The sequence below is a fragment of the uncultured Dubosiella sp. genome (assembly GCF_964018005.1).
Taxonomy (GTDB): domain Bacteria; phylum Bacillota_I; class Bacilli_A; order Erysipelotrichales; family Erysipelotrichaceae; genus Dubosiella; species Dubosiella muris.
This window is the reverse complement of record NZ_CAXHOA010000007.1, coordinates 104,856-120,093: the sequence shown is the minus strand read 5'-3', so window position 1 is coordinate 120,093 and position 15,238 is coordinate 104,856. Positions and strand designations below refer to the sequence as shown.

At 45.4% G+C, this 15,238-nt stretch carries 17 protein-coding genes; all 17 read right to left on the bottom strand.

Annotated features, from left to right (window positions below):
* Positions 1 to 142 precede the first annotated feature (142 nt).
* The 17 genes from ABNS49_RS06775 to ABNS49_RS06695 all read right to left on the bottom strand — a co-directional run bounded on the left by ABNS49_RS06775 (position 143) and on the right by ABNS49_RS06695 (position 15,238).
* Positions 143 to 346 carry a hypothetical protein gene (locus ABNS49_RS06775; protein WP_289182910.1) on the bottom strand — a complete coding sequence of 68 codons (204 nt, stop codon included), beginning with the start codon at positions 344 to 346 and terminating at the stop codon, positions 143 to 145.
* Positions 343 to 1,098 carry a hypothetical protein gene (locus ABNS49_RS06770; protein WP_289182909.1) on the bottom strand — a complete coding sequence of 252 codons (756 nt, stop codon included), beginning with the start codon at positions 1,096 to 1,098 and terminating at the stop codon, positions 343 to 345. The genes ABNS49_RS06775 and ABNS49_RS06770 overlap by 4 nt, the downstream gene beginning before the upstream one ends.
* Positions 1,091 to 1,846: a hypothetical protein gene (locus ABNS49_RS06765; protein ID WP_289182908.1), complete on the bottom strand. Its 756-nt coding sequence runs from the start codon at positions 1,844 to 1,846 to the stop codon at positions 1,091 to 1,093. Before ABNS49_RS06765 ends, ABNS49_RS06770 begins: the two co-directional genes overlap by 8 nt.
* Positions 1,847 to 1,857: 11 nt before the next feature.
* Positions 1,858 to 4,065, bottom strand: a complete 2,208-nt coding sequence (locus ABNS49_RS06760) for a CHAP domain-containing protein (RefSeq protein WP_289182907.1) — start codon at positions 4,063 to 4,065, stop codon at positions 1,858 to 1,860.
* A 15-nt stretch (positions 4,066 to 4,080) separates the two neighbouring features.
* Complete coding sequence (locus ABNS49_RS06755) at positions 4,081 to 5,061, bottom strand: hypothetical protein (RefSeq protein WP_290147780.1); 981 nt, start codon at positions 5,059 to 5,061, stop codon at positions 4,081 to 4,083.
* A gap of 9 nt (positions 5,062 to 5,070) precedes the next feature.
* Positions 5,071 to 5,796: a hypothetical protein gene (locus ABNS49_RS06750; RefSeq protein WP_302607867.1), complete on the bottom strand. Its 726-nt coding sequence runs from the start codon at positions 5,794 to 5,796 to the stop codon at positions 5,071 to 5,073.
* Entirely contained in the window at positions 5,796 to 8,435 is a 2,640-nt protein-coding gene (locus ABNS49_RS06745) for a VirB4-like conjugal transfer ATPase, CD1110 family (RefSeq protein WP_348688106.1), read from the bottom strand. Before ABNS49_RS06745 ends, ABNS49_RS06750 begins: the two co-directional genes overlap by 1 nt.
* Positions 8,404 to 8,808 (bottom strand): PrgI family protein, encoded by a 405-nt coding sequence (locus ABNS49_RS06740; protein ID WP_290148283.1) that lies wholly within the window; start codon positions 8,806 to 8,808, stop codon positions 8,404 to 8,406. Before ABNS49_RS06740 ends, ABNS49_RS06745 begins: the two co-directional genes overlap by 32 nt.
* A 55-nt stretch (positions 8,809 to 8,863) precedes the next feature.
* Positions 8,864 to 9,379, bottom strand: coding sequence for a hypothetical protein (locus ABNS49_RS06735; RefSeq protein ID WP_290148282.1), 516 nt, complete (start codon positions 9,377 to 9,379; stop codon positions 8,864 to 8,866).
* Between the two features lie 9 nt (positions 9,380 to 9,388).
* Entirely contained in the window at positions 9,389 to 10,258 is an 870-nt protein-coding gene (locus ABNS49_RS06730; RefSeq protein ID WP_290148280.1) for a hypothetical protein, read from the bottom strand.
* 22 nt (positions 10,259 to 10,280) lie between these two features.
* Positions 10,281 to 10,493 carry a hypothetical protein gene (locus ABNS49_RS06725; protein WP_290148278.1) on the bottom strand — a complete coding sequence of 71 codons (213 nt, stop codon included), beginning with the start codon at positions 10,491 to 10,493 and terminating at the stop codon, positions 10,281 to 10,283.
* Positions 10,494 to 10,511: 18 nt separating this feature from the next.
* On the bottom strand, positions 10,512 to 12,380 hold the full coding sequence (locus ABNS49_RS06720; protein WP_290148276.1) for a VirD4-like conjugal transfer protein, CD1115 family: 1,869 nt from the start codon (positions 12,378 to 12,380) through the stop codon (positions 10,512 to 10,514).
* Positions 12,381 to 12,637: 257 nt separating this feature from the next.
* A complete protein-coding gene (locus tag ABNS49_RS06715) occupies positions 12,638 to 13,381 on the bottom strand; it encodes a hypothetical protein (RefSeq protein WP_290148275.1) in 744 nt (247 codons plus the stop codon).
* Positions 13,365 to 13,637, bottom strand: a complete 273-nt coding sequence (locus tag ABNS49_RS06710; RefSeq protein ID WP_290148273.1) for a hypothetical protein — start codon at positions 13,635 to 13,637, stop codon at positions 13,365 to 13,367. Before ABNS49_RS06710 ends, ABNS49_RS06715 begins: the two co-directional genes overlap by 17 nt.
* The gene (locus ABNS49_RS06705) at positions 13,600 to 13,923 is read right to left on the bottom strand and encodes a hypothetical protein (RefSeq protein ID WP_290148271.1); all 324 of its coding nucleotides are present in this window, start codon (positions 13,921 to 13,923) and stop codon (positions 13,600 to 13,602) included. The genes ABNS49_RS06710 and ABNS49_RS06705 overlap by 38 nt, the downstream gene beginning before the upstream one ends.
* Before the next feature lie 111 nt (positions 13,924 to 14,034).
* Positions 14,035 to 15,054 carry a prealbumin-like fold domain-containing protein gene (locus ABNS49_RS06700; RefSeq protein WP_304749250.1) on the bottom strand — a complete coding sequence of 340 codons (1,020 nt, stop codon included), beginning with the start codon at positions 15,052 to 15,054 and terminating at the stop codon, positions 14,035 to 14,037.
* Positions 15,044 to 15,238: a hypothetical protein gene (locus tag ABNS49_RS06695; protein WP_290148268.1), complete on the bottom strand. Its 195-nt coding sequence runs from the start codon at positions 15,236 to 15,238 to the stop codon at positions 15,044 to 15,046. Before ABNS49_RS06695 ends, ABNS49_RS06700 begins: the two co-directional genes overlap by 11 nt.

Genomic DNA, 15,238 nt, shown 5'->3' with positions numbered 1-15,238 from the left:
ATATCCGATTCATCCAGCATTTCCCATAATTGCTTTTGCGTATATCCGCCATTACATGCTTGAAGATAATCCTCCTCCGATACTTTTTCCTCCGGATCCAAAACGGATACCACTTCAATAACTACTTTTCTTTCTTTGATCTTCATAAATTCTCCTTCATTATTTTATTGTATTCATTGTCCGAGATCTCTGCCAAAATTGCAATCATTTCAGTCATAAATCTTCGTCCAAATCCTTTGTAATCTTCATACTCAACCGCCTGTAAAAGGTCAAGCGCTCCCTGGCGACTTAAATCTTCCGCTCCAAAAGATGAAAAAATCAGCTTTTGCTCATACGTGATTCTCATGCCACACCTCGTCGAATCGCCTGCAACGCAGTCAGCGCCAACCGGTTACAATCTGATTCTTGGTTCTTCTTACGGATCCTCGCCACCCAGGCTGTAAAAAGGCCTGGAAAACCCGTTATGATCCGGTGCACCGCTTTATACAATTCCATTTCGTCCACAGTGCCCTCAAGCACTAAATCCTGGGTTGTGATTTCTGCTTTGATTTTAAGGATATTCGCGTACGAAATCAAAAAACAATTCCGCAAAAAGTCCCTTTGCGCATCATCTGTAGAGCAATAATATTCATCCCGGTTCATCCAGGATTCCATGAGATTTTCCTGCCACCCTTCTTGCAAAGTCGCTTCGATCTCGCTAAATCCGGATGCTAAAACCGCCTCTTGGATTGGTGATATTTCATCACGATCCAAGCTGGCATCTACGCCAAAATCACAAATACAGTACACATCCTCCATGCCAAAAAAAAGTTTCTTAGCGTCAAAATCAATATAAGGAACCAATATGGAAAGATCATGATTGGTTGTCTTAACTTCATCCAGTCCCCAGTGCATGAGTGTACGTACCGTTTTCACTTGCTTCTGCCGGATCCACGGATCAAAAGCGATCGTCGCGACATTGTACCAGGCGAAATCCGGATTCTGGCGCATGATTTGTAAATGCCAAAGAAAATCGTCTAACCGATCCAGTTTAAAAAGGTCAGGTATTTCCTGCAAATTTCGAATTTGCACCATCACGCTTTCGTACACTTTACTCACCCTCCTTTTCAAAGACGACCTTATAAGCCGCTATCTGATTGTCTTCCAAGATGGTTTCGATTTTATAGCGTTGACTCGAAGCCTGGCCAAAATCGTAGGCCGCATAAAAGGCGTTACGATAAAATTCAAATTCTTCGCAGCGGAAAGTGGTATCTTTCCAATCCGTTTTTTCTTCCGACTGGCCTTCGTACCACTCCTCTTCCCAGCTGTGTTCTTCGAGTTCCATCTCTCCATCCTCGATTTTTTTCATCGTCACATAGTCCTGGCGGCCCTGCTCCGTGGTTATTCCTGGCGGGATTTCATAGCCGTCAATCGTCACTTTCTCCTCGAGCGTTTCGCCATTGTAATCATATGTTCTTTCTTCGCCGTTCAGTCCTTCCACCACACATTCCATCGAATCACGAATCACATCAACATTCGCCAGGCTTCGAGCGTTTTCCGAATAAGAGGCTTTCACTTTTACCGTATCGCCATTCCTTAGTCCGGAATCCGGCGTCACGCGAATCTGGATCGAGTCGATAAACTTTTTGACCGCTTCATCCGATCCATCATAACTGATTTCGTTTCTCCGGATTTCCGCTTTTCCTTCTTTATGCCATCCGGAATACACGACCTCAACACCATCCATCAAATCAACGCTCATTTTTTCAGAGCTTTGTAAGCTCGACGAAAGCAATGTTCCACCGTAAGATAGCAGTCCTACGAGTCCTAAGCCGCAAAGAATTCCTGCAATTATTTTTTTCATCATTCTCCCTTTCCTTAGAGGCCGTCTTTCGGAACGGCAAATGTTACATGACCATTTGATGCACGCAACTGATCAAGTGTCATCATTCCTGTATGGACTAATTTTTGAGCTGTTTCAAATGTTCCATCAGGACTTCCATAAGGCATATAATTTCCTTCTTCAATAACAAGTATGTCACCCCGGACATCCACAACAATACCAACATGTCCGTATTGTGTTGGTCCTGAAGTTGAAAAAACTGAACCTGGCTTCGGTGTATCACTCGCTTCGAATTTGTCGGGATGAGCGGCCAAAAGTTGAGAAACACATTGATTGCCATTTCCTGTAAAACCGGGACTAAATCCATAAATATCGTAAAAGCGTCCCCACGCAAACCAAGTACACTGACCAATCAAACTCGAACTACTATACGGATTACCACCTTTCCAAGCTGCATCATTATTGAAATTGGGACCATCCAAAAGATTACCATTAACCGCTGGTGCCCAATAAGTAAAGCCTGTATAATTATCTAGATAATTTTGAGCGGCACCTATCTTATTCACATGCTCTAACATATATGAACTATTGTTATTCATTGTCCATCCTGGCATACCAATTCCCGCTGTTACGCGTCGACACCATTGCTCAGCATCAAATTCATGCTTTGTTGGATCAATGGATTCCGCAATCATATCCTGGTTATCATCAAAAGGATTATTTTCAGGCTTAAACTTTTCTTCAAAAATCCATTGCATCTGCGTTTGTGGATCTTGCCATGGTTTATCCTTTGCTTCAGCAAAACTAATCAAGGCTGTTGCATTGCTTGTACTTTTATAATCCGGCTGACTAACGTGTGGCCATACGTCGGAATCTTGCAAAAGCCCTAGTCCAATGGATGCCCAATGCGTTGTATTATCTTTGTAATAAAGATCATAATAGTGGTTCTTGGTGCTCGTTTTCTCCAACCAATTTTTCCATGCCTGATTATCCATTGTCGTATCACTTAGCTTTCCTCCAGGGCCATTAATTGAATAATAAGCTTCATAAGTGAAAGTCCCTAACCCTCCTCCTTCTTGTAGGATATAAGCAAGAGTGCCTACAATCGCTTCATCTTTCCATCCTCGCTCTTTTGCTTCATAAATAAAAGCGTTTGCAGCATAAGACATTGAAGACATAGAAGCAGCTGGTACAGTATAAGAATTGAAATTAAGAATTGCAGAAATCACAGTCACAATCACGATAATACAAATAATCAAAGGCAACAAAACGGCTACGATACTCACAACGACCGGGAGCGATGTAATGAAGCTGACCAATCCGCTAAGGATGCTACCGATCACAGCAACCGCCGCTCGGATCCAGCGAATAGGCGCTAAAGGTAAAGTGATCAGAGTCTTCGCGCTTTTAAAAGGGTGGAAGACGATATTTTTTGCCGCCTTTTTTACAGTCCTGTTGTTGGCGATGTTATAGAAGCGCAGGACCGCGACGTTGGTCGTATCCGGACTATCGCCCTGAATTGTTTTTGTGATCAGCTTCCGCGATTGATTTTGAAACGTCCTCTTCGTCGACTGCCAGGGATGAAACGTGTGCTTTTTGTTGGCATGATTAATGATCCCGGCTTTACGCGTCGCCATGCGATCGCCGCGGCCGGCATTAAATTTGTTGGCCATCGCTTTCGCCTTCTCTAATCCATGGATCCCGTTATCTTGATACCTGTTCCAGACAAGCCGATCCCGATACAGCAATGCTTCTCTCTTGTTTTTTCCCGCCAGGATCTCATAGTAATGCCGATCCGCGGCGGGATTCTTCTTTAAAATCTCATTCCCCTTCTGCTGATATTTGGCCAGACGCTTCTTATTGTATAAAGCTTGGGCCACACCCTTTTCCGCCCATTTGGTCGGCGCATTGGCAAGATGCACGCCGGTGCGCGCCAGCATGGCCGCATTCCCGGCGATAAATCCCGCCGCATCGCCTGTCAAATCGACCTGGCCATTATGCCCCACATCGTATATATCATGGGTATAGCGGTTGATAGCATCCAGGCTTTCCGAAGTCACATCTTTTGCGCCGTTGTACAACGTTTTTGTGGCGGCCCACGTCCCATCAGACAACCCTTTTAGATTCCTTGATCCCATTTCAGCCGCTGTCGCAAACATATTTTCGTGACTTTTATCAATGAGGTGACTCGCATTGTCTTTTAACCGATCGGCCGCCGTTGTAAATATTTTCCCTCTTCCCAAGTCTATTCCTCCTTCCTAATCATCGAATATCAACTGCATCCCTTTATAGATTCCCTGACTATCCTGAATTGGGATGCAAGAACCAGAAGAACCCGATGCGCTCAAATCCGCCTGACACGCGGACGGCGCCGTTTGCATCGTGTAGCCGTCCGAAAACATATACGTTTTATTCGATGGACGCGGTGTCTGCGGCGTGGAAGCCGGCGGATTCGGAACGACCTGTTGCGGCACCGGTGTAACCGGAGCAGCCGGTTGAACAGGTACTGGACTTTCCGCGGGCTGCTTTGAGCTTTCAGCCGGCACTGGCGAAGTTTCTACTTGCTTTTCTTCCGCTGCTTCTTCTTTATCATCATCTGCCTTGTCCTCTTCGTTTTTTTCTTCCAGGATCCGCACACGGATCACCGCAGTGCTTTCATTGCCGGCTTCATCCATCGCCGTGATCGTATAGTCCAGGTCTTTTCCTGGCTTCGCCTCTTCCGATACCTCACCGGTCACCTGAATATCTTTCGACATCGAGCAAATGTCTGTAACCGTGGCCTCCTGCAACAAGTCGGTTTTTTGATATTCTTCCAAGGACATTGTGATTTCTGATCGACGCAATTCGATCACGGGCGCAGTCGTGTCCACGATCCGGATCTCTTTTTTTGCATCCGGAATTTCACTGTCGGAAAATTGAAAATTCAAAACCTGTGGTCCCAGCTCCTTCGTATTAATCTCATCCATCACGACTTCATAGTCGGGCAACGCGATCATTGTCGAAGTCTTCCGCTGCTCTTCTTTGATATTGAAATCGCCGATACGCTCGACCAGGTCGCTCGTTTTGATCGACGCGCCAAATTCGATTTCGTCCGCACTCAAAACCACTTCATATTTTGGCCGGGTGAAAAAGAAGAGCAGCAATCCGGCGACAAGAAAAACGCCAGCCGCAATCCCGGCAATCCGGGCATATCGTAAAAGGTTTTCCCGTATTTCCTCTCTAAGCTCCATCGCCTTCACTCCTTCCTACTAACGAAAATAGCCCGGGAGAGTAATCTCCTGGGCTATTTTTTCTTCATTTTGTATATTTCTATCTATTTCCTTCTTTTCAGCCGGAACAGCGCTTTGTGGATCTTGTGGGCCTTGTGGCGGCAGCTGGTCGATCCAGGAAACCATCGAAAGAACGCGCAGCGCATCCGCTTTTTCAAATTGCTCAAAGACTTTTTTCTGCACTCCTTCCGGAATCGCATCCATTTCATCAGCCATCATCAATCCGAGTCCGGTCCCGAAAATGACGGCAGCCAGCTCGGTACGAAACGCCGTCTGCGCCACCTTTGGCTTTTTGACCTCCCATAGTCCATGCTCATTTTGATAAATCAGGGCAGCTTCTTTTTTATGCTTCGCATCTGCAAAAAACAGGACAGGATCCAGCTTTTTCTCCGCTACCCTTTTTACAAGCCGCCCATAGATTTCGCATACTGACTTTTTCGTTTCTTCCGATACCTCCACCAGTGCTTCGCTCTTTTTGATCCAGCCGGGAATTTCTTCGACTTCCTGTACCTCGATCAGCTTTTGACAATGGATCCGCACCCCTGATTTTTCGTAAGTAAATCCGGCCCGGTATACCTTCTGATTTTGGATGTAGTACAACCACAAATTCGTTGCTAGGATAAACGGTTTCTCCTCGATGTCTTTTAAAGTAAATTCCGTATCTTCGAAGTTTACAAGGTCATCGGTGAATTTCAATTCAAACATCAGTATTCGTCCGGATCAAAAGCAGCCGGCTGGATCTGCACCGGCGCTTTGATCTCTTCCTGCTGATAATACGGAATCTTTTGCGTTTTTGGCGGCTGGACCTCTACCACTCGATCTTCTCCAACCGGGTCGATCTTTTCAACGTGGAGCGCGGCTGCCTCCTTGCGCAGTTCTTCTATCTTTTGTTCTTTGATTTTTTCTCTCTGCTTCACCTTTTCCTGGAGCTGCTTTTGCTTTTCCTTCTCGATCCGGATCTTTTCCTTCGGATCCGTATTCCAGATTTCGTACAGTTTTGTGTTTTTCGGGAACACATTCTTGAAAGGAATGATCGTCGACCCATATTTGATCAATCCCGTTCCGATACCGGCGCTTAACAGCGATCGTACCTGCTCATCCGATAAATTGAATAGCTGCTGCAAGGCCACGAGATCGGCTTGTCCCTGGGCAAGCATTAAACAGAACTCACTATTCGAGAGTAAGGACGTCGCCTGGGTGCTGGCCAAAAGCTCGGAAACGTTTTGTGTAATACCGGTCACGACGCCGCCGAATTTTCGGCACCATTTCCAGAATTCGTTCAAAAACTGTTCCGAATACGCATCTTTCAAAAGCAGATAAATCTCGTCAATGTACACGTACGTCGGTTTTTTCAGGATGTTATTGACCCGAATCCGCTGCTCGAGCGTTTCGAGGATTACTTTCATACTCAATGTCCGGATCGAGTCCCCCAACTCGGAAATATCAAAAACAATGAAGCGACTGCTCATATCGACATTCGACTCCTGCGCGAAAAGGTCAATCGAGCCATTGACATAGATCCATAAAGATTCCGCAATATCCGCTGCGATTGGATCCTGATGAGCCTGCGCGAACTCGTTCAGTTTAATGTAGAAGTCTTTCAAGGTTGGCTGCCGCACGTGTGGATCCATCTCATATGCTTGCGTATATTCCAGATAAACCGTCGAAATGATCCGGTCAATGCGAGATTTTTGCGCCGCCGACAAATCGCCCTGGCCAATCATTTCTGCGATCACAAATAGCAAAAACTCGGCCTTGCGCTTCCGCCACTCCTGATCCGTCATATCGACTTCGAAAGGATTAAAATGCATGTTCGAAGTCGTATCAACTTTCAGGACTGTGAATTTTTCGCGCGCGGAAATCTTATTCAGCTCTTCCGCCATGTGGCGATACTCGCCCTGCGGATCAATAAAAAAGACGTCCGCATCCGGATCCTGCAAAAGCACGGCCATCGCCTCCTGTTTGGCCGTCATGGACTTACCAAATCCTGGCTTACCAAGAATCCATCCTGAAGGGTTGGCCAGCTCGCGCCGGTTGGCCAAAATCATGTTCCGGCTGATCGGATTCGACCCGTAATAAATCGGCTTATCCTTTGCCCGAATCTCCTTTGTCGTGAAAGGAACCATGATTGCGCATACTTTAGATACGGTTTTCCGGCCAAGATTCTTCTTAGGCTGGCCAATCGGTAGCACCGCACTGAATCCGTCCTCCTGCTCATAAGTCATCGGTAGGAACTCGAATCCTCGTTTTGACGCCTCGGACTGCACATCTTTTGTAATGAACTCCATTTCGTCTTTTGTCGGCGCGTTTACGAATACGAGGAGCTGCACCGTGAAAAGACGTTGATTTCGTTGCTGCACATCCTGTAGCAATTCCATCGCCTGCTCGTATTCAAACTCGATCTGATCGGGCACGTCACCATCGCCGCCTTCGCGTCGATCCCGGCGGATGATCTTGCTTCGATTGGCCCGCATGTCGTCGATCTGACGCTGGATATGCTTAATGTCTTCACCGCGCGGCACGACCGACATGTGCAAAGTCACCATGACATTGTGCTCGAGCGAAATCAAGTTTTCAAAGAAGGCCTCTGTCATTTCCGTCGCCCAGCTCGATAAATAGAGCACCCGGCAATACCGATCATCCATCCGAAAATACGATGCATCCTCCCCGAAATCCATCGCATATGGAGCGATGAAATCTTTGGTGGAATCCCCTACGCTCAAATTCGCGTAGTCGAAGTTTAATTCCTTGCCGGGCTTTACAACTGAATAAATCGTTTCCAAGCGCTTTTTCCCATTTAAGACTTCACAATCCGCCCCCAGCGCACGAAAGCTGCCGTCCAGGTCATAGGCCGCTTTATCCAGCTCACGCTTGGCGTCCAGGATATTGTCCGCTTTGACCGTGATCGTCATCATTTTATCCGTGACGATCTTGTTGTTGCCGCGCGCCAGATCGTCAAGACGTTGCTGGTTCAGCTCCTGGCGCAAGTCATCCAGACCATCGCCACAGTACGGCATGATCATTTTTTTCTTAAACATTTGCTCGTCGGACAATCTGTTGTTGATCGTCAATGAGATACCGGCTTTGTCCGTAGCCAGGGCATTCAGAATCTCCATATAATGCGTGAAGATTTCGACCTTCCCATCTTTTGGAGCCATCGCGAAATTCGTATCTGTAAATTGGATCGTCGATGAATACAAATCATCATCTAAAACGCAAATCCCGTTTTTCAGCATTTGCTCATATCCGAAAGCGTTCTGGACGCTCCGGATTCTTACCAACTCTTTTTTCTTTTCTTTTCGAGTGAGCTTCTTATTCGCTCCACTCGCTACATTCTCTGGCATATTGTCGGTTGATTTTTCGATCACTTCTTTTTTTCTTTGTCTGAACATTTTTTTCTCCTTTCTCAAATTCGGTTTTATAAAAGAATATTTTTTGCTTTGTCCGATGGTATCGAATCACGGCTTTTACAAATTCAGGATACGGACGACCATGCCACTTTTGGAAGCCGCCAATCGAAAAAACCCCCAGTCCGCATAAGAAGCAGAGGAGGAATCCAAAGTCATAAAGATGGGCCAAAGCGCACAGCGCATAAATCAAAAGACTCACGATTGCGGCGACCACGATCCACTTTAGCTGACGAACAGTGATCCCAAGATAATTTTTCTTTTCATACTCGTCGATGTCCTTCGGGACGGCGATATACAGGTATTCCATTTTTTCTCCTTTCTTTCCCGGTAGCAATATTGCTACCAAATATGTGATTTTTGTGTTAACGCGCTCTCTCTGCGCTTTTCTTCTCCGGCGCTTTTTCAACTTTCTCTTTCTGCTGATCTTGCACAAGGTCTTTTTCGCGGCGCACGAAGCACTTTTTCAAGTCATCCAATCCAATCTTTATTGGCTTCGGGGTAATGAATTTCCCTGTCTCATCCCGCATACCTTGGAAGTAAACCGTGAACCGTGTGTACTCGGATGGATTGGTTACAATCAAAAAAGATTGGAGGGTTTTCTTTCCATCCCGTTTGATATTAAAAACGCTATCATAAGGCGCCTGGATGTAGCAGGAGCACCCATTTCTTTCCACGCCAAAGTCATCCGGCGGAAAAGAAAAGTCCCGGTGATCTTTATCCGGGACTCGAATACGGCAGTACCTTTTCGGGCTTCCATCCTTGTTTTTACGAGTGGAGTGATACATCGGGACGTACTCCGTTTTTCCTGTCGCACGATCAATATGACGTACACGCCGCACGACCTGCCGTTCAGAAAAATAAATCTTATCTTCTTCCATGTTTCACCTCTAATTGACTTGCAGAAGCGATTTCGCCCAACCACCCGTTTGGAAAATCGCGATAATCAACAGCAACGCAAATCCCGCCTTCGTCCATACTATATCCATCGGATTTGTAATGGATTGCAAATCTATACCTCCCACGATCGTAACAAAGAAATACACCGCCACCATGATGAAGACTCCTTGCAAGGCTAAAGCCAGCATTCGCTTCACAAAGGAAACACCGATTTGCTTATATTCTGACGAGAAAAAAGTGCAGAATGGCACAGGTGCCAACGCAACAAATATATAGATTTCAATAAATCGTAATTGACAGACTAATTCAGCTAATACAAACGCTACACTTGAAAGCATATTAGCAATCCATGACGTAATTAACGGCAATATCAAATCCCAAAATTGACCGTTTTCATCATAAAAATCTTTAATAAGTTCCTTTGCTTCAAATTGTTCTGCTGTTGTGAATTGAAGCAAATCTTTTGAATTGGCAACAATTCCCGATGAGATAGAAAAGCATAGCGCAATGATTCCACTCATGTTTTTTATCAACACAATACAGCCAGCCATCTTGATTGTCGTCATTACCAATGAGAACATGAAATCGACACCGTTTGCGGTTTGATTTCGCTCTAATAACCGGAAAAGCTCAATCGCAAAAAAGATCCCGCAAAACGTCACCGCGATAGGCGCGACGGCGTTTTCCGAAAAACTTTTCGCCGCTTGCCAAAGAGTCGCAGCCGGAAAATTAATCGTATCCGTCGCATTGCTTCCATCAGGACTTAAACTGGCCAAATCAAAAATGCCTTGAATTTGGTCATAGTTTATTGTCAAAAAATCAGCAATTAAATCTATAACCCCTTTCAATAAGTCTTTCACGAGATATTCTCCTTTCTAAAAATCAACCGAAATTCATGTTGATTCCACCAATAATTCCAGCAATCGCATAGGCGGCAACACCTCCCACGATCAATCCAATATTGCTGGACATTTGATTCGTATCGTGGCTCATCAAGGAAAACACAAGTTTATAGCCACCAATGCATGCAATCAAAATTGCCCCTGCCTTTGCTAAAAGTTCCAAAATATTCATAATCCTTACAATTTCTGCCATAGTTTTTTCCTCCTGTTTTTAATCCGAGAACAGGGCAACCTGTTCTCCTTCTTTCTTGTCAATATTCGTTAAATAATCCGCAACCGCATCTTCCAGCTGGTCGCTGAATGCGTAAAAAGTAGAAGCCGACATAAAAAGGGATCCATCAATGAATCCCTCTTCGTACCGCGATGGATCCTTGATCCATTGCTCTGTATTCGTATTTCGTTTTTCTTTGATGTCGTCCATCCACTTTTTATATTCGCCAATATCAAACCGGTTCGATTCATCGGCGTGCACGGTATTCTTCAAGTTGGGATGATCGAAAAGATTGTACTTTTCGTCTTCGTAAATTTGATGACCACGAATGTGAATCAAGCAATGATTTGTCGGGATCCGGTTGATCTCGTCGGGACCATATAAAGGGCGCTGATAGATTTGATCCGTCGTGGAATAGCCGCCACCTTTGCCTTTTGAAATCGTCGCCGATTTGTAAATGACCGTTTCGTTTCCAATCAGCTTTGAAAGCACGTCGGTCGTTGTCGGTCCTTTCCCGCCCAAAAACAGCGTGGTCGAACAGTTTTCGAAAATGGCCTCCCACTTCTTGTCATACACTTCCTGAAGCTGCGATAAGCCCTGGATGATAAAGGACGCGGAGATATTTCGCGATCGAATCGTCGCCGCTTTGATGTCAATATCCATCTGCTTTCCGGTCGTCGTGAACTCGTCATTGATGATCCGGGCGTGGATCGGCAGCGCTTTGTCTGCTCGTGCATCGGCCGCTCGATACAGCTGGTCATACACCTGCTGCAAAATGATCGACGCGAGAAAGCTGAACGTTCGATCCGAGTCTGAGATAATGACAAAAAGCGCGGTTTTTCTCAACTGCGCCTGATCCAACTCTTCATACTTTCTTCCGGTCAACTTTTCCCACGATTCCCGAGATAAATCTTTCGTCCGATCTTCCGGACTTTTTTTCGATTTCACCAATGGCGTCCCGAGCCTTTCCAAATGCAGCTCGTCTTTGGCCAGAATCGCTTTCAAGGCCGGCAAATTAAATACTGATAAGCGGACACCGACGGACACGAGAATCGACTTAGCGGTCTTCCCGGCCGATAGTTTAAAGAGCTTATAGTTTGTGATGGCCAGCTGGCCAAATTGATATTGTTCCCAGGACTCATCCTTTTTTCGAATCTGAATTTCTTCCGCTAATGCGTCAAAAAGCTGATCCAGCATACTTTTAAATGTATCCGCTCCTTCTTCCTCTTTGGCTTCTGCCAGAAGCAATAGATCCATTACCGTATTGAAATTGCGTTCTTTCATACCGGCAAACGTATGCTGTACAAAGAAGCAAAGCGCCGTAATCAGCGTCATTTCCGCTTTTTCAAAAAATGGATCGCCGCCAGTCTTTTCCGAGCCAGTGGTATTCGAAATCAAGTTATTTACAAAAACCTGGATGTCCTCCGGCTTTTCAAAATAATGAAATGGGTTATAGCCCATCGACTTTTCCATGTTGACCAGGTTGAGATAGCGAATGTCATATCCACCCTCATGGAGCGCTGTACCGACCTCTTCTATGACGCCACCTTTCGGGTCGATCGTCATGTAGTTGCTGTGCATTTGCAACAGATTCGGCTTTACGTAACTCATCGTTTTCCAGGATCCCGAGTCACCAATGACAAGCACGTTGTCATTTAGATTGGTATTTCGGGTATTCATATCCAGCCGGATATTTTTTGACAGGATGATGTCGCGCATTGGCTCTGTACTGGCGATCTTTTGCGCATCGGCAATCTCACCTTTTTTGGCTGATCCATGTTCGACCTTTGGGCGCACATTCTTTTGCTGGTTTTCCAGTTCGATCCAGACAAAATAGCCCAGACATCCTACAATTAGGAAAGCAATCATAAAAGCATTGCTGTCCCATTGCGAAAGCGTAAATAAAGGGGCAAGGCCTGGCCAAAATTTCATTTGACCGGTTGCTTTATAAATGTCCAGGATTGCCGCAATGTAGCGATAGACAATAAAGAAACCAAACAAAAGTACCGGTCCCAAAAGTATTTTTGAATAGCTTTTCTTTTCGCCCTTGGAAACCGTGGACTGCGTAGACTCCGATTTAGAAAGTGGTGTATACTCTTTTTGATTTCTTTGTGCTTCATCCTGACTCATAGACTCACCTCTTTCTCTTTCTTCGAGTGTGATCGTTCCGGAGTCTTCTCTTTTGGTTTTTCCTGACCTTTTTCCTGGCGTCTCAACGCGGCTACTTTTAAATTTTGTAGCTTCGTTTTTAAAGGCTGGTGCGCACGTCCTCGGGCTTCAAGCTTCCGGCAAATATACTCCCATTTCGGAATATCCGATTCGGAAATTTGCAAAATGTAATCGCCTTCGATTTTTTGCGGCTTACCGTCGCGACCCATTTTATACGCCATCTTTTCGATTCCTCTCTGATCGCGTACGGGCTGCCCTTTTTCGTCCAAAATCGGCTCTCTCCGGAGAAACATATCCAGAATTTGTTCTTCTTTTTTTGTTAGTTCTTCGCCCAGATTGAATTTCCGATCATATAGCTTGTCAAAGTTTTTCGGCTTTTTGGCCAAACAATAATTGACATCCATGCGCTTGCATTCCTCGGCGATAAAATCACGATCCTTCTTTTCCATCGCGAAGGATCCGGTTCGCGCATTTTTTTCTAAGAGATTGTACTCCTCGAATTTTTCCGCGCTTTTAAATTCCTTGCCGTAGTGGCGTTTACTGTTGACCACGTTGTCGTAAACTTTATCGCCATGCGATAAATGCGCTAAATAATAGGCATTCAGGAAATCACGCAGCGCGGCCAATACCGAGGTGCCTGTGCGCACAACGATGGAAATCGTAGGGCCAATGGCCTGCTTCGCTTCATTTTCGATTGCCATTTTGCTCCTCCTTCTTTTGCTGCTCCTGGAATCGAATCTTATCCAGGACATTTGCCACAAAAAGCAAGACTGCAATGAACACGATCCAGAAGCTGTTAGCCACGATAATCGACGTCAAAAGATTGATCTGGTAAATGTCAATCGCATCAGTCAATCGCAGCAGGATCGCAACCCCCAAAGTCACAAGCATCACACTGGCAATCTTGGCGTACCGGCTGTTATAGCGCGCGATAATGGTTGTAGTTTTCTTGGTCATATTCGCCTCCCACATTTTTCACATAATCAGTAGCAATATTGCTACCGGCATCCATTTCCTTTTCTGGATCCTCCGGATCCTTGGAAAAAAGCTGATCCTGCTCTGCGTAAAGCGCGTCGATTTTCTTCTGGATCTTCTCATACGACCGGATTTTCCCATCCATCTCTTTGATCTCTTCATCCAGTTTCAGGATTCTTTCCGCACACTTCACTCGCTCTTTGCAAAGCGCGTCATGGCGTTTTCGAAAATCGTTAATCGTTTTCAAAACTGTTTTTTGCTTTGGCATTTCACCCCTCCTTTCTTTGCGAACACATCCGATTGGATCTGTTCTTTGGAAAGACAAAATCTCTTCGTCTTCCCAAAGAAAAAAGAGAGCCAATTCGACTCTCTGTGTTCATTACGATTTTTTCTTTTTCCACTTCATCATCAACAGCACCGATCCGCCGGCTACTCCCAGCAATGACAAATACAAGACCGCATTCGTCCGTGCACTGGTCGGCACCTTTTTCATGAATGTCGGCATCATGCTGTTTTCATAGACAATGCTATAAAGTAGTTTATCCTCTTCCGTGATTTCCTCGTCATTGACAAAAACGCCCTGATCATTGACCTCAATCTTAACCACTTCATCAGACAAAACGTACCCTTCCGGGGCCGCCGTTTCCTTAATGTAGGTAACGCCGTAGTCGACCATAAAAAGGGCTGTTCCTTCGGCGGTATCACCTTTGACCGTCTCGATTTTTTCTCTGCATTCCGGATCTGCGTAGGAGGTAAATTCGAAATCTTTCGACGTGATGTTTTTATTCGTCGCCTTGTCGACCTTGTTTACCTCGATCTTTGGCAACTGGTTGTGCTTCGGAAACACATCCAAATCGTACAAGAAAAGTTCATCGGTTTCGTCCCACGTCGGGATGGCCAGCATAAAAGGCTCGATAAACTCATACTCATTTACATCAATCACATAGAAAAGATAAACGCCAACAGGAACATCGGCGTACATGGCTTTTCCTTCTGCATCGGTCACCAACTCTGTGACTTCTAGATCATCTGGAATGAGCTTCGAAAGCTCGTTTGCTTTTTTCTCCATCTCATTTGCCGTTTTAATGGCGTTGAGATCAATTCCGGATTCTGCGAACACATCATTTAGGATATATTCACCATTCTCGATCGACGCGATCGGCACGACGCCGAGCTTCACCCCTTCTTTTGAGCGGCCGTCGGCCGAATCCTCTAAAGTGATGGCGATCGACCCCAACCCGTTTTCCGGCACTTTGGTCAAGTCTTTTTCCGGTACAATCGTGACGGAACTTGTCGCTCCGCCCGCCGGATCCTCGACCTCTTGTGCAAAAATCGAAGCTGTCGGCATCGTCAAAAGGATGCCGGTTGCAAGTGCAACTTTTTGTAAATTACTTCGCATTAAATTCATTCTCCTCTCTTATTTCTCGTGTTCGTGCAATGAAATATAAAACCATATACTTCACGATCCCGCTTATCATGAACGCTACGATAGTACAATTCATCGCCGTTTCTTTATCAAAGAATAAAAAGAAAAATGGTGCCACTATGGCAGTGATTAAAATATCACTCAAAAAATCTTTCAT